20 protein-coding genes are annotated in these 20213 nt (G+C 70.6%); 9 read left to right on the forward strand and 11 right to left on the reverse strand.

The genetic code is table 11. The features are described from left to right. Window positions 1-28: 28 nt before the first annotated feature. From ACIOHC_RS07690 to ACIOHC_RS07705, 4 genes are read right to left on the reverse strand one after another with little or no spacing between them, the layout of a single operon-like run. Window positions 29-1351 (reverse strand): NADH-quinone oxidoreductase subunit D, encoded by a 1323-nt coding sequence (locus ACIOHC_RS07690; RefSeq protein ID WP_351072623.1) that lies wholly within the window; start codon window positions 1349-1351, stop codon window positions 29-31. Further along, the gene (locus tag ACIOHC_RS07695; protein ID WP_351072621.1) at window positions 1351-2076 is read right to left on the reverse strand and encodes an NADH-quinone oxidoreductase subunit C; all 726 of its coding nucleotides are present in this window, start codon (window positions 2074-2076) and stop codon (window positions 1351-1353) included. The genes ACIOHC_RS07690 and ACIOHC_RS07695 overlap by 1 nt, the downstream gene beginning before the upstream one ends. Next, complete coding sequence (locus tag ACIOHC_RS07700) at window positions 2073-2627, reverse strand: NADH-quinone oxidoreductase subunit B family protein (RefSeq protein WP_030975705.1); 555 nt, start codon at window positions 2625-2627, stop codon at window positions 2073-2075. The genes ACIOHC_RS07695 and ACIOHC_RS07700 overlap by 4 nt, the downstream gene beginning before the upstream one ends. An 18-nt stretch (window positions 2628-2645) precedes the next feature. Next, window positions 2646-3005: an NADH-quinone oxidoreductase subunit A gene (locus ACIOHC_RS07705; protein WP_003992243.1), complete on the reverse strand. Its 360-nt coding sequence runs from the start codon at window positions 3003-3005 to the stop codon at window positions 2646-2648. A gap of 759 nt (window positions 3006-3764) precedes the next feature. Here ACIOHC_RS07705 and ACIOHC_RS07710 point away from each other — a divergent pair. Both ACIOHC_RS07710 and ACIOHC_RS07715 read left to right on the forward strand, forming a co-directional pair. Continuing rightward, complete coding sequence (locus ACIOHC_RS07710) at window positions 3765-4601, forward strand: C40 family peptidase (RefSeq protein WP_351072619.1); 837 nt, start codon at window positions 3765-3767, stop codon at window positions 4599-4601. Between the two features lie 227 nt (window positions 4602-4828). Further along, window positions 4829-6034 carry an MFS transporter gene (locus tag ACIOHC_RS07715; protein WP_351072617.1) on the forward strand — a complete coding sequence of 402 codons (1206 nt, stop codon included), beginning with the start codon at window positions 4829-4831 and terminating at the stop codon, window positions 6032-6034. 222 nt (window positions 6035-6256) lie between these two features. Here the strand turns inward: ACIOHC_RS07715 and ACIOHC_RS07720 are convergent, their stop codons facing one another. Then, window positions 6257-6955, reverse strand: a complete 699-nt coding sequence (locus ACIOHC_RS07720; protein ID WP_351072615.1) for a tectonin domain-containing protein — start codon at window positions 6953-6955, stop codon at window positions 6257-6259. A gap of 523 nt (window positions 6956-7478) precedes the next feature. Between ACIOHC_RS07720 and ACIOHC_RS07725 the strand changes: the two genes are divergently transcribed. Next, window positions 7479-8711 (forward strand): MraY family glycosyltransferase, encoded by a 1233-nt coding sequence (locus ACIOHC_RS07725; RefSeq protein WP_351072614.1) that lies wholly within the window; start codon window positions 7479-7481, stop codon window positions 8709-8711. A gap of 156 nt (window positions 8712-8867) precedes the next feature. Here ACIOHC_RS07725 and ACIOHC_RS07730 read toward each other — a convergent pair whose 3' ends face one another. Genes ACIOHC_RS07730 through ACIOHC_RS07740 form a run of 3 tightly spaced genes read right to left on the reverse strand, consistent with a single transcriptional unit; the run spans window position 8868 to window position 10884 of the window. After that, on the reverse strand, window positions 8868-9017 hold the full coding sequence (locus ACIOHC_RS07730) for a hypothetical protein (protein WP_351072612.1): 150 nt from the start codon (window positions 9015-9017) through the stop codon (window positions 8868-8870). 50 nt (window positions 9018-9067) lie between these two features. After that, window positions 9068-9940, reverse strand: a complete 873-nt coding sequence (locus tag ACIOHC_RS07735; RefSeq protein WP_351072831.1) for a serine hydrolase — start codon at window positions 9938-9940, stop codon at window positions 9068-9070. A 14-nt stretch (window positions 9941-9954) separates the two neighbouring features. Continuing rightward, window positions 9955-10884 (reverse strand): LysR family transcriptional regulator, encoded by a 930-nt coding sequence (locus ACIOHC_RS07740; RefSeq protein WP_365692460.1) that lies wholly within the window; start codon window positions 10882-10884, stop codon window positions 9955-9957. Window positions 10885-10999: 115 nt separating this feature from the next. Between ACIOHC_RS07740 and ACIOHC_RS07745 the strand changes: the two genes are divergently transcribed. Beyond that, on the forward strand, window positions 11000-12649 hold the full coding sequence (locus ACIOHC_RS07745) for a penicillin-binding transpeptidase domain-containing protein (RefSeq protein ID WP_351072608.1): 1650 nt from the start codon (window positions 11000-11002) through the stop codon (window positions 12647-12649). A 73-nt stretch (window positions 12650-12722) separates the two neighbouring features. Here ACIOHC_RS07745 and ACIOHC_RS07750 read toward each other — a convergent pair whose 3' ends face one another. Then, a complete protein-coding gene (locus tag ACIOHC_RS07750; protein WP_365692454.1) occupies window positions 12723-14009 on the reverse strand; it encodes a geranylgeranyl reductase family protein in 1287 nt (428 codons plus the stop codon). A 97-nt stretch (window positions 14010-14106) separates the two neighbouring features. Here ACIOHC_RS07750 and ACIOHC_RS07755 point away from each other — a divergent pair, with 97 nt between their 5' ends. Continuing rightward, window positions 14107-14631, forward strand: a complete 525-nt coding sequence (locus ACIOHC_RS07755) for a GNAT family N-acetyltransferase (protein ID WP_401841886.1) — start codon at window positions 14107-14109, stop codon at window positions 14629-14631. A 115-nt stretch (window positions 14632-14746) separates the two neighbouring features. On the opposite strand, the gene ACIOHC_RS07760 is transcribed toward ACIOHC_RS07755, so the two are convergent. Then, entirely contained in the window at window positions 14747-15460 is a 714-nt protein-coding gene (locus tag ACIOHC_RS07760) for a demethylmenaquinone methyltransferase (RefSeq protein ID WP_351072602.1), read from the reverse strand. A gap of 136 nt (window positions 15461-15596) precedes the next feature. On the opposite strand from ACIOHC_RS07760, the gene ACIOHC_RS07765 reads away from it, so the two are divergent. The 4 genes from ACIOHC_RS07765 to ACIOHC_RS07780 all read left to right on the forward strand — a co-directional run bounded on the left by ACIOHC_RS07765 (window position 15597) and on the right by ACIOHC_RS07780 (window position 19495). Then, complete coding sequence (locus tag ACIOHC_RS07765; RefSeq protein WP_351072600.1) at window positions 15597-16328, forward strand: DUF3152 domain-containing protein; 732 nt, start codon at window positions 15597-15599, stop codon at window positions 16326-16328. A 753-nt stretch (window positions 16329-17081) separates the two neighbouring features. Beyond that, on the forward strand, window positions 17082-17591 hold the full coding sequence (locus ACIOHC_RS07770) for a SigE family RNA polymerase sigma factor (RefSeq protein ID WP_401841890.1): 510 nt from the start codon (window positions 17082-17084) through the stop codon (window positions 17589-17591). 10 nt (window positions 17592-17601) lie between these two features. Then, window positions 17602-18543, forward strand: a complete 942-nt coding sequence (locus ACIOHC_RS07775) for a hypothetical protein (RefSeq protein ID WP_351072596.1) — start codon at window positions 17602-17604, stop codon at window positions 18541-18543. Then, a complete protein-coding gene (locus ACIOHC_RS07780; RefSeq protein ID WP_401841892.1) occupies window positions 18533-19495 on the forward strand; it encodes a DUF3152 domain-containing protein in 963 nt (320 codons plus the stop codon). Before ACIOHC_RS07775 ends, ACIOHC_RS07780 begins: the two co-directional genes overlap by 11 nt. Before the next feature lie 58 nt (window positions 19496-19553). On the opposite strand, the gene ACIOHC_RS07785 is transcribed toward ACIOHC_RS07780, so the two are convergent. After that, window positions 19554-20207 carry an imidazolonepropionase-like domain-containing protein gene (locus ACIOHC_RS07785; RefSeq protein ID WP_401841894.1) on the reverse strand — a complete coding sequence of 218 codons (654 nt, stop codon included), beginning with the start codon at window positions 20205-20207 and terminating at the stop codon, window positions 19554-19556. Between the last annotated feature and the right edge of the window lie 6 nt (window positions 20208-20213).

Raw genomic sequence — 20213 nt, forward strand, 5'->3', positions numbered from 1 at the left:
CCCAGACTGACTTCCTGACGTGCTTCGGTCACCGGTCGACGCCTCCCATCACGGGGTCGATGGACGCGACGGCGACGATGACGTCGGCGACCTGGCCGCCCTCGCACATCGCCGCCATGGCCTGCAGATTGGTGAAGGACGGGTCGCGGAAGTGGACCCGGTAGGGGCGGGTGCCGCCGTCCGAGACGACATGGACGCCCAGCTCGCCCTTGGGCGATTCGACCGCGGTGTAGACCTGTCCCGGCGGGACGCGGAATCCCTCGGTCACCAGCTTGAAGTGGTGGATCAGGGCCTCCATGGAGGTGCCCATGATCTTCTTGATGTGGTCGAGCGAGTTGCCGAGCCCGTCCGGTCCGAGCGCGAGCTGCGCCGGCCAGGCGATCTTCTTGTCGGCGACCATCACCGGTCCGGGGGCGAGCCGGTCGATGCACTGCTCGATGATCCGCAGCGACTGGCGCATCTCCTCCAGCCGGATGAGGAAGCGGCCGTAGGCGTCGCAGCTGTCGGCGGTGGGGACGTCGAACTCGTAGTTCTCGTATCCGCAGTAGGGGTCCGTCTTGCGCAGATCGTGCGGGAGCCCGGCGGAGCGCAGGATCGGACCGGTGGCGCCGAGTGCCATGCAGCCGGTCAGGTCGAGATAGCCGACGTCCTGCATACGGGCCTTGAAGATCGGATTGCCGGTGGCGAGCTTGTCGTACTCCGGCAGGTTCTTCTTCATGGTCTTCAGGAACTCGCGGAGCTGGTCGATCGCGCCGGGCGGCAGGTCCTGGGCGAGTCCGCCGGGCCGGATGAACGCGTGGTTCATCCGCAGCCCGGTGATCAGCTCGAAGAGATCGAGGACGAGTTCACGGTCACGGAAGCCGTAGATCATGATCGTGGTGGCGCCGAGCTCCATGCCGCCGGTGGCGATGCACACCAGGTGCGAGGAGATCCGGTTGAGCTCCATCAGGAGCACGCGCAGGACGGTGGCCCGGTCCGGGATCTGGTCCTCGATGCCGAGCAGCTTCTCGACGCCCAGGCAGTACGCCGCCTCGTTGAAGAACGGCGTCAGGTAGTCCATGCGCGTCACGAAGGTGGTGCCCTGGGTCCAGTTCCGGAATTCGAGGTTCTTCTCGATGCCGGTGTGGAGATAGCCGATGCCGCAGCGGGCCTCGGTGACGGTCTCGCCGTCGATCTCCAGGATCAGCCGCAGCACCCCGTGCGTGGACGGGTGCTGGGGGCCCATGTTGACGATGATGCGCTCGTCGTCGGACTTGACCGCCGACTCGACGACCTCGTCCCAGTCGCCGCCGGTGACTGTATATACAGTCCCCTCGGTCGTGGCCCTGGGCGTTGCATGGGGAGTAGTCATCAGGAGTACGACCTCCGCTGGTCCGGAGCCGGGATCTGGGCGCCCTTGTACTCGACGGCGATGCCGCCGAGCGGATAGTCCTTGCGCTGCGGGAAGCCCTGCCAGTCGTCCGGCATCATGATCCGGGTGAGGGCGGGATGCCCGTCGAAGACGAGCCCGAAGAAGTCGTAGGTCTCGCGCTCGTGCCAGTCGTTGGTCGGATAGACCTCGACGAGCGACGGGATGTGCGGATCGCTGTCCGGGGCCGACACCTCCAGGCGGATCAGCCGGCCGTGCGTGATCGAGCGCAGGTGGTAGACGGCGTGCAACTCGCGGCCCTTGTCGCCGAGGAAGTGGACGCCGCTCACCCCGGTACAGAGCTCGAAGCGCAGCGCCGGGTCGTCGCGCAGGGTGCGGGCGACCCGGACCAGGTGCTCGCGGGCGATGTGGAAGGTGAGTTCGCCGCGGTCGACGACGGTCTTCTCGATGGCGTTGGCGGGAAGCAGGTCCTGTTCCTCCAGGGCCCCTTCGAGCTCGTCCGCGACCTCGTCGAACCAGCCGCCGTACGGACGGGACGTGGCGCCCGGCAGGGTCACCGTGCGGACGAGGCCGCCGTAGCCGGAGGTGTCACCGCCGTTGTTGGCGCCGAACATGCCCTTGCGTACGCCGATGACCTCGCCGGTCTCGTCACGCGGCGCGGGCACACCGTTGTTGTTCTGCTCGTCGTGATGACGGTTCTCGCTCATCGCAGCAGCCCCTTCATCTCGATCAGGGGCAGTGCCTTGAGGGCCGCGTCCTCCGCCTCGCGGGCGGCCTCCTCCGCGTTGACCCCGAGCTTGGAGCTCTGGATCTTCTGGTGGAGCTTGAGGATCGCGTCCATCAGCATCTCGGGCCGCGGCGGGCAGCCCGGCAAATAGATGTCAACAGGGACAATATGATCAACACCTTGAACAATGGCGTAATTGTTGAACATCCCGCCCGATGATGCGCACACCCCCATGGAGATCACCCACTTGGGGTTGGGCATCTGGTCGTAGACCTGCCGCAGGACGGGCGCCATCTTCTGGCTGACCCGCCCTGCCACGATCATCAGATCCGCCTGCCGCGGCGATCCGCGGAAGACCTCCATCCCGAAACGGGCCAGGTCGTAGCGCCCGGCCCCGGTGGTCATCATCTCGATGGCGCAGCAGGCGAGGCCGAAGGTGGCGGGGAAGACGGACGACTTCCGCACCCAGCCGGCGGCCTGCTCGACAGTGGTCAGCACGAAGCCGCTGGGCAGCTTCTCTTCGAGTCCCATGGTGTGCCCCTCAGCCCCTCAGTCCCATTCCAGGCCGCCGCGACGCCACACGTACGCGTAGGCGACGAAGACGGTGAGCACGAAGAGCAGCATCTCCACGAGCCCGAAGATCCCCAGGGCGTCGAAGGTGACCGCCCAGGGATAGAGGAAGACGATCTCGATGTCGAAGACGATGAAGAGCATCGCCGTCAGGTAGTACTTGATGGGGAAGCGGCCGCCTCCGGCTGGAGTGGGGGTGGGTTCGATACCGCACTCGTACGCTTCGAGCTTTGCTCGGTTGTACCGCTTCGGGCCGATAAGCGTGGCCATGACCACGGAGAAGATCGCAAACCCTGCCCCGAGGGCGCCGAGCACGAGGATGGGCGCGTAGGCATTCACGCTCCTCGCTCCTTCCAGTCGTCCTTGACCGTTGGACCGCATCGGGCGATTCGGCTCGCCACCCCACCAAGATCGTGCACATGTGAGGCAGTTCACAAGCCCGACTGCCCCGCATCCTATGCCTGCCATCCTGTGATCTGCGACACGGGGTACGACAACGAGTTTGTGATCTCCACCACCCGGCGAAGGCTCACGAAGCCACCTGAGCGGTGATCTTCGTACGTAAAGCGGCCGAGCGGTCACGAGACGTGACATTTGATGCTGTTAGTGCTGGTCAACACGGTGTTGCATTAACAATCAGATACCCATGGAGGCAAATTGGCAATGGACGGCCTGGGAGTGATAAGGGGGTCTGCCCCACTCTGGCCTCACTCGGGCGAGGGGCCCCCAGGGAGCGAAGTGGACGTGTGCACCTATTCACGATCTTCCGGATGAATGGCCGCGGCCGAAATCCGACGACCCTTCGGGCGAGGAGCACGCGCACCCTCCTCACGTCACCGTCACCCTGTGACCTGCGTCACTCCAATCAGGTGCCGATAAAAGCGGGCTTGGCCATCGGTATGAACGGATGGTAAGTGGCGGGCAATTCGGGCGTATTACCGAAAGTCCGTGATCACAGCGCTGATCAGGCGTGCCCGGTTTGCCCGTTACGGCGTCAATAAGGGCCACCAGGAAGCGGATTCACAGATTCCGGACGTAACTGTGTCGCAACACACGTTTCTTGAAGGGAGCCCCGGGGCCCTGATAGCGCTAGTACTCATGTCCCACACCGCTCACATACCCAGCCACCGGAAGCCCCGCCGAAACGCGCCGAAGACGGCGCTGCGGGCCGGAGTTGCCGGTGGCGTCCTCAGCACCATCGCGGTGGCAGGCGCTGCCGGTCCGGCCCAGGCCGAGCCGGTGACCCAGACCATCGAGATGCCCACCATCACCGCCGGGCTCTCCACCGCCGTCGCCGCGTCCGCCCAGGCCACGCAGCAGGTCGCCCAGGACCTGCAGACGCAGGCCCAGGAGGACGCCGCCGCCACCACCGCGGCCAAGGCCGCCAAGAAGGCCAAGGCCGAGGCGGTCCGCAAGGCAGAGGCCAAGAAGAAGGCGGAGGCCGCCGCCAAGGCCAAGGCGGAGGCCGCCGCCCAGCGCGCTTCCCGCTCCGCCGTCCGTACAACGCTCAGCGCGACCTCCGGCTCCACCGCCGGCACCGCCGTGGCCTCGACCGCTTCCTCCTCCTCGTCGAGCGCCACCGGCTCCGCCGCGTCCGTCATCGCCTTCGTGAAGGCCCAGGTCGGCGACGCGTACGTGTCCGGCGGCACCGGACCCAACTCGTGGGACTGCTCCGGTCTCGTCCAGGCCGCGTTCCGTTCGGTGGGTGTCGACCTGCCGCGCGTCTCGCAGGCCCAGTCCACCGCGGGCACCCAGGTCTCCCTGAGCAACCTCCAGCCGGGCGACATCCTGTACTGGGGCGGCGCGGGCAGCGCGTACCACGTCGGGGTGTACGTCGGCGGCGGCGAGTTCGTCGGTGCGCAGAACTCCAGCACCGGTGTGGTGCAGCGTCCGCTCTCCTACGACCCGCCGTCGGGCGCGGTCCGCGTTCTCTGAGTCCGCCGGTTCCACCGAGTTCTCGGATTCACAAGCGCCGCACAGGCGCGCGGCGAAGGGCCGTCACTCCCCCGCTCGGGAGCGACGGTCCTTCGTCGTTCCGGCGGAAACACGACATCACCCCGGGCGGGCGCCATTGACGTCGCGAACCTGCCGGACACCGCCCACCGGTGCTTGTGAACTGGGGCGAACAGCCCTCGCGTCACCGAGCACAGGACGGCACCGCCATGACCACCGCGGCCACCACGCCCATCCGACCGACCGCTCCCCCTCCCCGGACACCCCTGCGCGGCCGGCTCGCCGTCCTCTCCGTGACGCTGGGCATCTTCTCGATCGTCACCACCGAGATCCTGCCCATCGGCCTGCTCACGTCCATCGGGTCCGACTTCGCCGTCTCGGACGGCACCGCGGGCCTGATGATGACCATGCCCGGACTCCTCGCGGCGGTCTCCGCCCCCTTGGTCACCGTGGCGACGGCGCGCGTCGACCGTCGGGCAATGCTCTGCGCCTTCATGCTCCTGCTGGCCCTGGCCGACTTCCTCACCGCCACCGCGAGCGACTACCGCCTCATCCTGGTCTCCCGGGTGATGGTCGGTGTCACCATCGGCGGCTTCTGGTCCATCGGGGTCGGGCTGGCCGGACGGCTGGTCCGCCCGGCGTCGATCGGCCGGGCGACCGCGGTGATCTTCTCGGCGGTCCCGCTGGGCTCCGTGCTCGGCGTCCCCGCGGGTACGTTCATCGGCGGCCTGGCCGGCTGGCGGACGGCGTTCGTGGCCATGGGGGTGCTGAGCGCGGGCGTACTGGCCCTGATGCTGCTCGTACTCCCGGCCCTGCCCCCGACCCGGGTCACCCGCGCGAGCCTGCTGCGTACCGTGCTCGGCCGGACCGGCACCCGGTTCGCGCTGCTCCTCACCTTCCTCATCGTTCTGTCGCACTTCGCCACGTACACCTATGTGACGCCCTTCCTGGAACAGGTCACCCACGCCGGTCCTGCGCTGATCACGGTGTTCCTGCTGTTCTACGGCGCCGCCGGCATCGTCGGTAATTTCATCGGCGGCGCACTCGTTTCGCGTCGGCCGCGCGCCGCGGTCTCCCTCGCCGCGGGGATGATCGCCGCCGCGACCGCGCTGCTCCCGGTCCTGGGCAGGTGGCAGGTGGGAGCCGTCGCGCTCCTGGTCCTCTGGGGTGTCGCCTACGGCGCGGTGCCGGTCTGCTCGCAGGCCTGGTTCGCGAGGTCCGCGCCCGACGCCCCCGAAGCTGCGTCCGTCCTCTTCACCGCCTCCTTCCAGGCGACCATCGCCATCGGCGCCCTGGCGGGCGGAGCCGTCCTCGACCATCTCTCCGTGTCGGCGGTCATGCTGCTCGGCGGGGCGACCGCGGCTCTCGTGGTGGTCGCGGCGGCGCTCCCGCCCGCCCCCGTCACCAGTCCTTGATCGCTTCGGAGGGAGACATCCGCGCCCACGACGGGCAGGCAGCACGACGCTCACGGCCACCACGGCGACGGTGAGGGCCAGGACCATCCACGGCGGCAGGCGGTGTCCGGCGGATCGCTCGCGCAGCCGCAGCCGGATCGGTGGCTGTCACAGCGCCCGGCGAGACAGATTGAAGGGCCCAAGCGATCCCGGGCATGAGCCCCTCGGATTTGCTGCCCTGGGTCAACTCGGTCGGTCTCCGGTGTAGCGGTAGATCGCCCCGTCTGCGTTGACGTGCCAGACGGTGCCGTCGGCGGCCACACCGATGTCCACCGCCTTGCCCGGGATACCGACCCACGGATTGGAGTCATGCCCCGTGTACCGGTACATCTGCCCCAGAGAGTTCACACCCCACACATGCGTCCTGGACCCGACCGAGATACGGGTGAGACCGCCGGAGACGGCGACCCAGTCGGTGGAGCCCTGGTCTCCGGTGTAGCGGTAGATCCCACCGCCAGAGTTGACATGCCAGACGGTGCCGTCGGCGGCCACACCGATGTCCACCGCCTTGCCCGGGATACCGACCCACGGATTGGAGTCATGCCCCGTGTACCGGTACATCTGCCCCAGAGAGTTCACACCCCACACATGCGTCCTGGACCCGACCGAGATACGGGTGAGACCGCCGGAGACGGCGACCCAGTCGGTGGAGCCCTGGTCTCCGGTGTAGCGGTAGATCCCACCGCCAGAGTTGACATGCCAGACGGTGCCGTCGGCGGCCACACCGATGTCCACCGCCTTGCCCGGGATACCGACCCACGGATTGGAGTCATGCCCCGTGTACCGATACATCTGCCCCAGAGAGTTCACACCCCACACATGCGTCCTGGACCCGACCGAGATCGTAGTGAGACCACCAGAGACTTGCTTCCAGTCAGCCATGTTCGTGTCCCTTCGCCTCGAACGTTGCGAAGGGAGCTTGCTGCTCGACAGAGCCGTCCAAACGACCAGATATATGGATTGACTGCTGAGATCATCCAAAAATCGCCGTTTGAACATTCTCACCCCTTTTGAGTGCGTGGGAGGCGGCCCGCACTCCACGCACTCAGGAGGCCGGAAACGCCGTAACCCACAAGAGGCCCGGAACGGCGCCCGGTTCACGACCCCAGGACGAATCAATGCGCTCCACGCCCGGAACCGGTTCGTAGCCCTCCGCGTCCCGCTCCGGGCGACACCACCACCCCCGCCCCGCACCCCGCGCCCCGCCACACCCTCGTCGCACAGAAATCCGCATGGGTTAGGCTCGCCGGGGCGCAGTGAGGGGCCTCGACCGGGGTCCGGGCTTCACATGTCGCCGCATCGGACTCGCCACCGGCCCCGTCCCACCCTGAGCAGCGATCCCGGAACAACCGGAAAAATCTGTTCAGGTATCGGCCTGCTGCTGGGCCGGAATGTGAGGGCCGCCGTGCGGGACTACTTGCTCATGCTGTTCATCACGGCTGCGGTGACCCATCTCCTGACCGGCCCCGTACGGAAGTTCGCCATCGCCGTCGGGGCGATGCCCGAGATCCGGGCGCGCGACGTCCACCGCGAACCCACTCCCCGCCTCGGTGGCATCGCCATGTTCGGCGGACTGCTGGCCGGATACCTGGTGGCCTCGCACCTCCCGCACCTGGAGGAGATCTTCACCCAGAGCTCGACGCCCCGGGCGCTGCTGTCCGGTGCCGCGCTGATCTGGCTGCTGGGGGTGCTCGACGACAAGTGGGAGCTCGATTCGCTGGTCAAGCTCGGCGGGCAGTTGCTGGCCGCCGGTGTGATGGCGTTCCAGGGGCTGACGATCCTCTGGCTCCCGGTGCCGGGCACCGACGGGATCTACCTCGCCGACTGGCAGGGCACCCTGCTGACCGTGGGACTGATCGTCTTCACCATCAACGCGGTCAACTTCGTCGACGGGCTCGACGGGCTGGCCGCCGGGACGGTCGGCATCGCGGCGACGGCTTTCTTCCTGTACGCCTACCGGCTCTGGTACGGCTACGGGATCGAGGCCGCGGCGGCCACCACGCTGGTCTCCGCGATCCTGGTGGGCATGTGCCTCGGCTTCCTGGTGCACAACTCGCACCCGGCCCGGATCTTCATGGGGGACTCGGGGTCCATGCTGCTCGGGCTGCTCCTCGCCGGATGCGCCGTCTCCGTCACGGGTGAGGTCGACCCGAGCCTCCTGAAGCAGACCGTCGACGGTACGTCCGGGTCGGCCGCGATGGTGCCGGTCTACATTCCGCTGCTGATGCCGCTCTCCGTCATCGCGCTGCCGGTCGCGGACCTCGTGCTCGCCGTCGGCAGGCGTACGTGGAACGGACGGTCCCCCTTCTCCGCCGACAAGGGCCACCTCCACCACCGGCTGCTCCAGCTCGGCCACTCGCACCGTCGGGCCGTGCTGCTGATGTACTTCTGGTCGGCGCTGTTCTCGTTCGGGATCGTGGCCTATTCGGCGCGGGGCGCCAAGTCCTGGATGCTCTCCGGGATCGCGTTCGTCTGCGGACTGGGCCTGCTTCTGCTGCTCCAGCCCCGCTACGACTTCGCCATCACCGACCTGCTGGCCCGGATGAGGCTGATACGGCCCCGGACCGGGGGGCGTGTGGTCGCCGCCGGCGGAAAGCGCACCGAGGCCGACGAGGAACGCCGGGTCCCGTCCAGGTGATGGCGGTGCTCTGCTCGCCGGGGCCGCGACCTGAGTAGCCGCTCCCCGCGCCCGGTTCATCCCTTGGTCGCGCACCCGCAGACTTTCGGGGGACGCCCGCCCCCGCACCCGCTCGACAGACTGGCGGCGACACGCGAACCGCCGACCGCCGGGGAGTCAGGTGCGTCGCGACGAGTGCGGTGGAGGAATCAGCCGCGCGAGGTCGACCGTCTCGACGCCACCGTGTCCGAGGCCGCCGAGCTCGGCCTGCACATCCGGCTCCAGCCGACCCTGGGCGACCGCCCCGCGTCGGAGATCCTCGACCACCTCATTGAGACCGGCCGCCACCTGGAGCGGCTGCGCCGCCGGGGCGCGCGCTATCGGTTGCGCAGCGCGTCCACGGCGATGCGGGCGGCCGTGCCGATGACGGCGTCGGCCGCGGGGAGCGTGGCCGCGGTGTGGGCGGTGCGGGTGAAGACGGCGACGGCGTAACGGCCGCCGTCGGGGTACTCGACGACGCCCACCTCGTTGCGCAGCGTCGGCAGTGATCCGGTCTTCCCCGCGACGTGCACGTCGTCGAACGGGAAACCGGAGGCCAGGCGGTGCGGCCACACCTGGAGACCCATCACCCGTCTGATGGCGGCGCCGTGTTCGGGCAGACACGCCTCGTCGCGCCAGAGGGCACGCAGCAAGCGGGTCATGTCCCGCGGGGTGCTGTGGTTGGAGCGGGCCGGGTCGAGGGCGCGCAGCCGCGCGACGACGTGCGGGTCGGCCAGCGCCTGGGCACCGGCGGGTCCCGCGTCCTCCTTGATGCCGGCGAGCATGGCGCCGAAGGTGTGCACGGCCCTCGTCGCGTCGAGACCGAGGCGGGCCGTCGCGCGATTGACCGCGTCGAGACCGACCCGGGCCAGGAGCAGATCCGCAGCGGCGTTGTCGCTGACGGCCATCATCAGGTACGCGAGGTCGCGCAGCGACAGCCTGGTGGCGTCCAGCATCGCGGCGAGCCCGGTGGGCCCCGGGGTGCGGCCGTCCGGCGTGCATTCGACCTGCTCCGTGAGGTCGAGGTCGCCGGCCGCGGCCAGGTCGTGCAGCCCGACCAGCAGGCACAGTTTGTGGACACTCGCCGTGCAGACCAGCTGGTCGGCGTCGACGCCGAGCCGGGCGCCGGAATCGATGTCGAGGGCGTGCAGCCGCCCGGTCACTCCGGCATCGGCGAAGGCCGCACGGATGCGGTCGGGGGCGTCGGGCACGTTCACGGTTCGGGTCACAGCCAGTACTCCGCTGCCGGGCGCAGATGCATCGGGCGGGTGGGGGTGTCGGGGCGGGCGTCGGCGGTGGTGCGCAGCGCGTGCGTGGCCGCGTCGGCGAAGGCTCGTACGGCGGTGTCCCCGTGCCCGCGCGGCCAGGCGACGGAGTGCCGCCAGGCCAGCGGGGCGCCCGCGAGCGGGCGCCACACCAGGTCCGTGTCGGGTTCGGCGGGCTGAGCGTCGCGCGGGCTGAAGGCGACGGCGCCCACGGAGAGCGCGAGACCGCGCACAAAACTGGCGCCCTGGCCGTGCCGGACCGCGGGCGGTGTGTAGCCGCCGCGGGCGCAGGTGGTGAGCAGGTCGTCGTAGAGCACGGGGGCGCCGGCCCGCGGGAAGAGGATCAGGTCGGATCCGGCGAGCGCGGAGAGCGGCACCTCGGCCAGTCCGGCCGCTTCGGCGTCGCGCGGCAGCAGCACGCCGAGCTCGCGCCGGAGCACCGGGCCGAGTTCGAGGCCGGTCACGTCGCAGGGGTGGTGGATGAGTCCGACGTCGAGTTCGTGTGCGGCAAAGCGGGCGAGCTGGTCCGTGGTGGACAGTTCGTGCAGCTCCAGCTCCACGCCGGAACGCCGGTCCTGGAACCCGGTGAGGAGCGCGGCGACGGTGTCACCGGCGATGTCGGGCGGCAGCCCGGCCCGCAGCAGTCCGCTCTCGCCGTCCCTGATCCGGCGCGCGGCCGCCCGCAGTGACTCGGACCGGGCGAGCAGCTCGCGCGCCTCGGGAAGCAGCAGCAGGCCCGCCTTGGTGATGGCCACCTGGCGGCTGGACCGGTCGAAGAGCCGCACCTCCAGCTCCCGCTCCAGCCGCTGGATGCGCTGCGACAGGGGCGGCTGAGCCATCCCGAGGCGGGCCGCGGCACGTCCGAAGTGTGACTCTTCTGCAACAGCCACAAAGCACTCCAGGTGCCGGATCAGGTCCACGAGCAGCAATCATATGCAATCTTGATCGCTGACCCATTGATATGCGACTTGGACAGAAACCCGGCCCGATTGCTCTCCTCACGGCATGACGCACCCTTCCTCACCTGCCGACGCGGACTTCGGGCACACCGCCCCCCACCGCCACCAAAACCGTCGCCCCGGCCTCCGGGCGGGCATCGCCGTGACCGTCGTGACGGCCGTCGTCGCAGGCGGCGCGTATGCCGCCGGACTCGGCCCCTTCGAGCCCGACGACACCCCCGACCCCGCGGCGACCGCTCAGGCCCGGGCGTTCCTCGCGGACTGGGCGGGCGGCCGGCTCGACAGTGCGGGCTCCCGCACCACGAGTCCCGCGAGGGCTGAGGAGGTGCTGCGCAACTTCACCTCGGGTCTCGACATCAGCAAGCCGGAGCTCACCCCGGCGCGGGCCACGAAGGAGGACGACGGCACGGTCCGGGTCGCCTTCACGGCGAAGATGCCCGTCACGGGACTGGGCACCTGGACCTACCGGTCCCGGCTCCCCGTCCGGGAACAGAAGAACGGGGCCTGGAAGGTCGACTGGTCCCTGTCGCTCGTCCATCCGCATCTCAGCGACACCGCCAAGTTCCGCCTGGAGCGGGAGGACACTCCTGAGCCGAAGGTCACCGACCGGAACGGGACGTCCCTGACGGGCGACGGCCATCCGTCCTTGCAGCCGGTGCTGACCCGGTTCGCCGGGGGCGGCACCGGACCGCGCGGGGCGATCCGGCTCGTCGACCGGGCCACCGGCGAGGTCGAGGGCACGGAGACCACCTTCGGGAAGAAGGACGGGCAGCCGTCCGGCAGACCCGTGACCACGACGCTCGACGCCACCTGGCAGGCAGCGGCCGACAAGGCCCTGGCCGACACGGCCGACGGCAAGAACGCCTCGCTCGTCGCCCTGAGGGTCGACAACGGCGAGATCCTCGCGCTGGCCAACTCCCCCGCCACGGGTTTCAACCGGGCGGTCTCCGGTACGTACGCGCCCGGCTCCACCTGGAAGATCGTGACGAGCAGCGCGCTGCTGCTCAAGCACGCCGTCGCGCCCGACGACGTCGTGGACTGCCCCAAGTACCTCACCGTCGGCAAGGAGTTCCACAACGTCGAGACATCCGAGTTCCCGGGCGCCACCTTCCGGCAGGACTTCACGAAGTCCTGCAACACGGCCTTCATCAACCTGCGCAACAAGCTCGGTGACACCGAACTCGGCGATGTGGCCCGGGAGTACTTCGGGGTCGGACAGGAGTGGCACGTGGGGATCCCGTCGTACGACGGCTCGGTGCCGGTGCCCAAGGACGAGACGGAGAAGGCCGCTTCGATGATCGGGCAGGGCCGCATCCAGGCGAACCCGCTGATCATGGCGTCCGTCACGGCGACCGCGGCGACCGGCCGGTTCCACCAGCCGACCATCGTCCCCGGCGCCGAGGACACCACCTCGACGAAGCCGCTCCCGTCGTCCGTGGTGACTCGACTGCGCACGATGATGCGGGCCACCGTCACCGACGGGACGGCGCATGTGCTCGCCGATCTGCCCGGTGACATCGGCGCGAAGACCGGCACCGCGGAGGTCTCCGAGAGCGAGCCCAACAACGGCTGGCTCGTCGCACGGCGCGGCAATGTGGCTGTGGCGTGCGTCGTCGAGCAGGGCGTCACGGGTGGCGGTTCAGCCGGCCCGATCCTGCACGGCCTCTTGTCCGCCGTCCCTGACGATCCGTCGTGACGCCGGGCTCCGGGACGAGACGAGACCGGCTCACGATAGGTCCCGGTCCCGCACTCCCCGGCCGGTCTCCGGCTCAGGCCTTCGGGGCCACCTTCGAGAGGCCGTTGATGATGCGGTCCATCGCGTCGCCGCCCGTGGGGTCGGTCAGGTTTGCGAGCATCTTCAGCGTGAACTTCATCAGCAGCGGGTGCGTCAGGCCGCGCTGGGTGGCGACCTTCATGACCTTCGGGTTCCCGATCAGTTTCACGAAGGCGCGGCCCATCGTGTAGTAGCCGCCGTAGGTCTCCTTGAGCACCTTCGGGTAGTTGGTGAGAGCCAGTTCGCGCTGGGCCGGGGTCGCGCGGGCGTGGGCCTGGACGATGACGTCGGCGGCGATCTGGCCCGACTCCATGGCGTACGCGATGCCTTCGCCGTTGAACGGGTTGACCATTCCGCCCGCGTCACCGACGAGCAGCAGGCCCTTGGTGTAGTGCGGCTGGCGGTTGAACGCCATCGGGAGAGCGGCGCCGCGGATCGGACCCGTCATGTTCTCCGGGGTGTAGCCCCAGTCCTCCGGCATGGACGCGCACCACGCCTTGAGGACCTCACGCCAGTCCAACTCCCTGAACGCGGAGGAGGAGTTGAGGATGCCGAGACCGACGTTGGACGTGCCGTCGCCCATGCCGAAGATCCAGCCGTAGCCGGGCAGGAGCCGGTCCTGGGGGCCGCGCCGGTCCCACAGCTCCAGCCAGGACTCCAGGTAGTCGTCGTCGTGGCGGGGCGAGGTGAAGTACGTACGCACGGCCACGCCCATCGGGCGGTCCTCGCGCCGGTGCAGGCCCATGGCGAGCGACAGCCGGGTGGAGTTGCCGTCGGCGGCGACGACGAGCGGGGCGTGGAAGGTGACCGGGGTCTTCTCCTCACCGAGCTTCGCGTGGACGCCGGTGATGCGGCCGGTGCGGTCGTCGACGATCGGGGCGCCGACGTTGCAGCGCTCGTACAGCCGCGCGCCCGCCTTCTGTGCCTGGCGGGCCAGCTGCTCGTCGAAGTCGTCGCGCTTGCGGACCAGTCCGTAGTCCGGGTACGAGGCGAGATCGGGCCAGTCCAGCTGGAGCCGGACACCGCCGCCGATGATGCGCAGACCCTTGTTGCGCAGCCAGCCGGCCTCTTCGGAGATGTCGATGCCCATGGAGACGAGCTGCTTGGTCGCACGCGGGGTGAGGCCGTCGCCGCAGACCTTCTCCCGGGGGAAGGCCGTCTTCTCCAGGAGCAGGACGTCCAGTCCGGCCTTGGCGAGGTAGTACGCGGTCGTGGAGCCGGCCGGGCCGGCCCCGACGACGATCACATCCGCGCTGTGCTCGGAGAGGGGCTGCTCGGTCACGGTCGGATCTCCCGAAGACTCGAAATCGCGTGCCGCGCGGCACCTGTCCCATGCAGTCTATGGGGGTCCGCTGATCAACTTTCCGAAGGGCTCCCCGATGTCGACCGTGCCACTCGCCGCCCCTTCCCTGCAGTTGCGTGTCCCGACCGACGAGGACGCGCTCTCCTGGCACCGCGCGTTCGACGATCCCGAGGTGATGGAGTTCTTCGGCGGTGCGTCGGAGGAACTTTCGATGTACGAGGAGTGGACCGCCCGACAGCGCAGACTCGACGCGGAGCTGGGGTACTGCCTGTGGACGGTGCTCGGCGAGGACGGCGAGGTCGCGGGCTTCACCGGCGCCCAGCCCTGGCCGCAGACCACGTACGGCCCGGTGGGCGAGACCGAGATCGACTGGCGGCTGGCCCGCTCGGCCTGGGGCCGGGGTTACGCCACCACCGCCGCGCGCCTCACGCTGGAGCGGCTGCGCGCGGCCGGGGTGGAACGGGTCGTGGCGACGATCGACTCACGCAACGAGCGGTCGGTCGCCGTGGCCCGGCGGCTGGGGATGGAACGGGCGGAGAGCTTCACGGCACCGCAGTCGGGGAATGAAGTGCGCTGCTTCCGGCTGGAACTGGCCCCGTAGCAACGGGCCGGCCGGCCCTTCGGGGCTGGGGCCCGGTCGCTCGGGCCGGTCGCTCGGGCCGCAGAGCCACCCCGCCGGGCCGCGGGCCCCGCCCGCCGGGGCAGGGGCCCGGTCCTCAGGGCCGGGACCCGGAGGCCGGCGGGCGCACGCCCCGGTGCAGTGCCACCACACCACCGGTGAGGTTGCGCCAGGCGACCTTCGACCAGCCGGCCCGCTGGAGCTTCGCCGCGAGCCCGGCCTGGTCGGGCCAGGCCCGGATGGACTCGGCGAGATAGACGTACGCGTCGGGGTTGGACGACACCGCGCGCGCGACCGGCGGCAGCGCCCGCATCAGGTACTCCGTGTACACCGTGCGGAACGGCGTCCACGTCGGCTGCGAGAACTCGCAGATCACCACCCGGCCGCCCGGCTTCGTCACCCGGTACAGCTCGCGCAGCGCCGCGTCCGTGTCCTGGACGTTGCGCAGCCCGAAGGAGATCGTCACCGCGTCGAAGGTCTCGTCGCGGAACGGCAGCCTGGTGGCGTCGCCCGCGGTGAAGGGCAGCCAGGAATTGCGCTTCTTGCCCTCCTGGAGCATGCCGAGGGAGAAGTCGCACGGCACGACGTACGCGCCCGTCGCGGCGAAGGGCAGCGAGGACGTCGCCGTGCCTGCGGCCAGGTCGAGGATCTTCTCCGCGGGCCGGGCGTGCACCGCCTTCGCGACCTCCTTGCGCCACAGCCGGGCCTGGCCGAGCGACAGCACGTCGTTGGTGAGGTCGTAGTTCGCCGCCACGTCGTCGAACATCGTGGCGACTTCGTGCGGCTGCTTGTCCAGGGAAGCTCGGGTCACCCGCCCATTCAAGCAGCCCCGGTCCGTCGTGCTTCGCGCCGGTCGCGAGTCGTGTCCGTGCAGACTGAACCGATTCCGTCCACCGGCGGTCAGTACAGGGGGGAGCACGGAATCACCGGGAGCAGGGGGAGCACAGATGTCCGCACAGGGCACGCGCCGGCGGTTCTGGCCGGAACGCGGCCGGAACCGGCTGCTCGTCGTCGTGGTCGTCCCGGCCGTACTGATCTGTGCCGCCGTGGTGGGGCCCCGGTGGAACGGTGGCGGTGACGGGAAGGCGGCCGCACCGTCCGCGTCCGGGAGCGCGTCGGAGACCGGCACGTTCACCGTCGCCCGCGCGGGCGTCGCGGACGGGGGCAGGTCCAGGGCCGGGGGCAACGCCTACCGGGTCGAGGCGGAGGACGGTTCGGGCATCGACCCGGACGAGGCCGCCGCCGAGATCGCCCGCATCCTGGCCGCGCCACGGGGCTGGTCGCACCATGGTGATCACACCTTCCGCCAGGTCGCCGACGGCCCGGCGGGACTGGTCATACGCATTGCCACCCCAGGGACCACCGACGCCATCTGCGGGCGGGGCGGCCTCAACACCCATGGCGAGGTCAACTGCCGGGTCGGCGCCGATGTCATGGTCAACCTCAAGCGCTGGCAACAGGGGTCGCCCGAGTTCCACGGTCCGCTCGCCGACTACCGGGCCCTCGTCATCAACCACGAGGTCGGGCACTGGCTGGGCCACGGCCACGAGACCTGTCCGGGCAAGGGCCGTCCCGCCCCGGCGATGATGCAGCAGATCGACGGGCTGAAGGGGTGCGTCTCCAACGCCTGGCCGTACGACGCCGAGGGCCGGTACCTGGGGGGCCCGTCGGTACCGTGACGGGCCCGCCCGCCGGACGGGCCGCGGACAGTCCGTGGGACCTGTTCCGGGGTACGGCGCCGAAGGCGCCGACGGGCGGGCGAGATGCCGTACCGGCCGCGATCGGGACAGGATCCGGTGCCGTGGCCGGAAAGGTTTGCCGGGAAGGAAGCTCGCGGCGTCCGGTGCGGTGCGTCGCACGACGGAGGATCGCCCTCGTGCCGGACGCACTCGGGTGATGCGAGAACGCGGCGAGGTGCCGTGCCGGGCGTCGCGAGCCGGTGAGCCTTCCGGTCACAGCACTGGGGCCGGCTGATCACACGGGAGTCCGCACCCGACGGTCCGGCCGGGCGCGCAGATGCGGCCGGCACTGGTTCACCGATGCCCGGGGCGCGGGCGGGTGGCGCCGGGGCCGGCGGCGAGGTTGCGGCCACATCCGGGAAACCTCACCACGGCCTGCTCTTCGGAGAGAGAGCGTGCCCGGTCCCCGCAGGCCGGCCCTGATCCGGCGCGCAGTACAGCAACCGGCGCACACGGGCCCGGCCGCGGCGGAAGACCAGCCGTCCGCCGAGCACCCTCGCCGCGCAGCTCACGGCGCCCGCGGTGCGCAGCGCCGCCAGGTCCCGTACATCGAACACCGCTGCCCGGTCGGCGCCGCCTCGCGCCGGTCGTGCACGGGCGCCGGAACGTTCCGGAACTCGACCTCAACCTTTTGGCCACGGCATCACTCAGTACAGGGGTGAGAGACCACCGAGACCCCGGAGAGGGGGACAGATGACCGCAGACGGCAGTCGGGACTCCACCGGATTCGAGGAGTTCGCCCGGGCGAACCAACGGCGTCTGTACCGGACCGCGTATCTGCTGTGCGGCGATGCGGAGAGCGCCCGCGACCTGACCCAGACGACGCTGGCCAAGCTGTTCCAGCACTGGCACCGGGCGAGCAGGGCCGACCATCCCGCAGCCTATGCGCGCACCGTCCTCACCCGGACGTATCTCGCCGAGCGCCGACGCCGGCTCCGCGACTTCCTGGCCCACAGCCATGTCGATGCCCCGAACCCCTCGGTGTGCCCCGAGCTGACGGTGACGCTGCTGACCGCGCTCGCCGAACTGCCGCCCCGCGCCCGGGCGATGGTCGTCCTGCGCTACTGGGAGGACCTGGGCGTGCGGACGGTCGCCGAGCTGCTGCGCTGCAGCGAGTCCACCGTCAAGAGCCAGTGCTCACGCTCGCTCGCCACGCTGCGTACGCGGCTGGGCGACCCGTACCTCTACACCACCCGCAGCTGAGGAGAACGTCATGGACATGTTTCCGGAAAGCGCGCCGCAGGAGACCGAGGACCGGCTGATCAGGGAGGCCATGGCGGAGGCGGCCGAGGGGGCGCCGCCGCTGCCGGACCTGGTGCCCATCGCCCTGGCCGTGGGCCGCAGGCGCCGCACCAGGGCGCGGGCGACGATCGGCGGCGCGATGGTGGGAGTGGTGGCGCTCGGGGTGTTCGGCGCGACGCTGCCGTCCTGGGGCGCGGGCGCCGGTACCGGCGATGACACCGCGCAGGTCGGGGCGCCCTCGCCCGCACCGAGCACGAGTCACGTGACTCCGTCCCCCGTACCCAGCAGGCCCACGCCCGGCTTCCCGACGCCGTTCCCCTCGTACACCGGGCCTGCACGTACGCCCGTCCACGTCGAACCCACTCCGGGCGAGTCGTCCATGGCCGACCTGTCCGTGGCCGAGCGCGGGCGGCAGGAGAAGTTCCAGCAGCAGGCGGCGGCCGTGCTGGACGAGCTGTTGCCTGCGGCGTTCGGCACGGTGCGCCCCGTCGACCTGGCCGTGAGCCGGTACCAGGGCGGGTCCAAGGGCCATGCCTTCCCCGTCGTCTTCTCCGTACGCCCCACCGGTGGCCCGTCCGGCAGCCCGCAGAAGCCTTGCCCGTACGACCCGGAGGAGAAGGAGAAGTACCAGTGCGACGAGGTGGCCCTGCTGGACGGGATCGTGGCCCGCGCCGTCACCACGACCGGGAGCTCCAAGGGCGGAAAGGACCTCGTCGGCGTCAGCGTCAGCTTCGCGTTCAAGGACAGCACCGTCGTCCTCTCGGCCGACGGCGATGACTCCGCCATGGTCTCGGCGCCGGTCACCGCCGACCAGCTGCTCCACGTCGCCCGGGACGACCGCTTCCTGCGCCTGGTGCGTTACGCCCAAGCGTTCCCGATGGAGCCGAGGCAGGAGTCCGTCCATGGTGGGTGAGGAGCGGGGCCGCCGGGCGCGTGGCCGTGGCGGCAGTCGTGGTGCGATCCGGCGGGCCCGCCGCCGGAAGACCCGGATACGGGTGACGGGCGCCGTGCTGGTGCCGTGTGCGCTGCTGGTCTGCGGGGCGTTGGTATGGGGGCCGTGGGGCGGCGGTGAAAGGGCGTCGGCACAGGCGGGGACCCCGTCGGACCGGGTGGCGGTGTCGTCGTCCCCGGGACCGGGCGTCGAGCCCGGCTCCCCTTCGACGCCCGGCAGTCCGCGCCCCTCCGCCTCGGCCGACGACGCCGACGCCGATTCCGGCGCCGGGAAGGGGCGCACGGGGGAGAAGAGGCCGGAGCCCGGAAAACGGGCGGACGAGTCCCGGAGCTCGTCCGGGTCCGTGCCCGTGCACGGCTCCGGTGAGTTCGTCACCGCTGCCCCGGCGCACACCGGCGGCCACGGCACCGGCACCGTCCACCGCTACCGCGTCGAGGTGGAGCGGGGCACCGGTCTGGCCACGCGTCCCGCCGCGGCCGCGGTCTCCGAGGTGTTCGCCGACCCCCGCGGCTGGACCCGCACGGGGCACGACGCGTTCCGGCAGGTCGGCTCGGGCCCGGCCGGTCTGGTGATCCGGATCGCGACACCGGACACCGTGGACCGGCTCTGCGGGGCGTACGGGCTGAACACACACGGCGAGGTCAACTGCCGCGTCGGCACGACGGTCGTGGTGAACCTGAAGCGGTGGATGCGGGGGTCACCACAGTTCGACGGCCCGCTGGCCGAGTACCGGGCGCTGATCATCAACCACGAGGTCGGCCACTGGCTGGGCCACGGCCATGAGACCTGCCCGGGGCCCGGACGCCGCGCGCCCGCGATGATGCAGCAGATCGACGGACTGAAGGGGTGCGTCGCCAACGCGTGGCCGTACACGTCCGCAGGCACGTACCTGCGCGGCCCGTCCGTCCCCTGACAGCGCAGCGGGCGTGCGTGCCGGACGCCCGGCCGGACGGGACCATCGAGAACGCGCCCTACCGCCGCCGGTACACCAGCCGCCCGCCCAGCACCGTGGCCACGCACCGCCCCGCCCCCACCGCGCACAGCGTCGCCTCATCGGGTACGTCGAAGACCGCGAGGTCGGCGCGGCCGCCGACGTCGAGCGGGCCGTGCACGGAACCGGGCAGGTCGTACCCCTCCACGAACGGGTCCAGGCTCGGTCCGCCGGCCAGGATGCCGGGGGCTGCGACGGCCGAGACCTCCGTCAGACCCGAGCGGGCCACGGCAATGCGGACGGCCGGGTCGTGGAAGCGGCCCGCGACGTGCGTCGTGCCGTGCCGGAGCATCTGCTGCAGCCCGCGCCGTACGCTGCCCGCCCGCCGCGTCGCGTCCATCCCGGCGGCCAGCCGCTCGAATTCCTCGCCCCACAGCGGCTGGTCGCCGAGCGCGTCCGCCTCGCGCGGGTCGGGGTGGTAGCAGCGGGTGAGCAGCCACAGCCCGTGCCACTGCCGCAGTCCCGGCGTGATGACGCCCGGCCATGCGCGGACCCGGGCCGCGGGGTGGGCGGCGACGACCTCGTCGTACGGCCCGAGGGCGACGATCCGGTCGCCCGCCACGGCCACCGCGCCCTGCGCAACGGCGGCCGCGCCGACCGGAAGAACCAGCGGCGCGGCATGAACAGTCAGCAAAACCGC

It is taken from the genome of Streptomyces sp. NPDC088252, assembly GCF_044740965.1.
Lineage (GTDB): Bacteria > Actinomycetota > Actinomycetes > Streptomycetales > Streptomycetaceae > Streptomyces.

Coding starts and splice junctions, on each gene's coding strand:
- ACIOHC_RS07690 (WP_351072623.1), bottom strand. CDS start 1,351: ATGACTACTCCCCATGCAACGCCCAGGGCCACGACCGAGGGGACTGTA.
- ACIOHC_RS07695 (WP_351072621.1), bottom strand. CDS start 2,076: ATGAGCGAGAACCGTCATCACGACGAGCAGAACAACAACGGTGTGCCC.
- ACIOHC_RS07700 (WP_030975705.1), bottom strand. CDS start 2,627: ATGGGACTCGAAGAGAAGCTGCCCAGCGGCTTCGTGCTGACCACTGTC.
- ACIOHC_RS07710 (WP_351072619.1), top strand. CDS start 3,765: ATGTCCCACACCGCTCACATACCCAGCCACCGGAAGCCCCGCCGAAAC.
- ACIOHC_RS07715 (WP_351072617.1), top strand. CDS start 4,829: ATGACCACCGCGGCCACCACGCCCATCCGACCGACCGCTCCCCCTCCC.
- ACIOHC_RS07720 (WP_351072615.1), bottom strand. CDS start 6,955: ATGGCTGACTGGAAGCAAGTCTCTGGTGGTCTCACTACGATCTCGGTC.
- ACIOHC_RS07745 (WP_351072608.1), top strand. CDS start 11,000: ATGACGCACCCTTCCTCACCTGCCGACGCGGACTTCGGGCACACCGCC.
- ACIOHC_RS07755 (WP_401841886.1), top strand. CDS start 14,107: ATGTCGACCGTGCCACTCGCCGCCCCTTCCCTGCAGTTGCGTGTCCCG.
- ACIOHC_RS07765 (WP_351072600.1), top strand. CDS start 15,597: ATGTCCGCACAGGGCACGCGCCGGCGGTTCTGGCCGGAACGCGGCCGG.
- ACIOHC_RS07770 (WP_401841890.1), top strand. CDS start 17,082: ATGACCGCAGACGGCAGTCGGGACTCCACCGGATTCGAGGAGTTCGCC.
- ACIOHC_RS07775 (WP_351072596.1), top strand. CDS start 17,602: ATGGACATGTTTCCGGAAAGCGCGCCGCAGGAGACCGAGGACCGGCTG.
- ACIOHC_RS07780 (WP_401841892.1), top strand. CDS start 18,533: ATGGTGGGTGAGGAGCGGGGCCGCCGGGCGCGTGGCCGTGGCGGCAGT.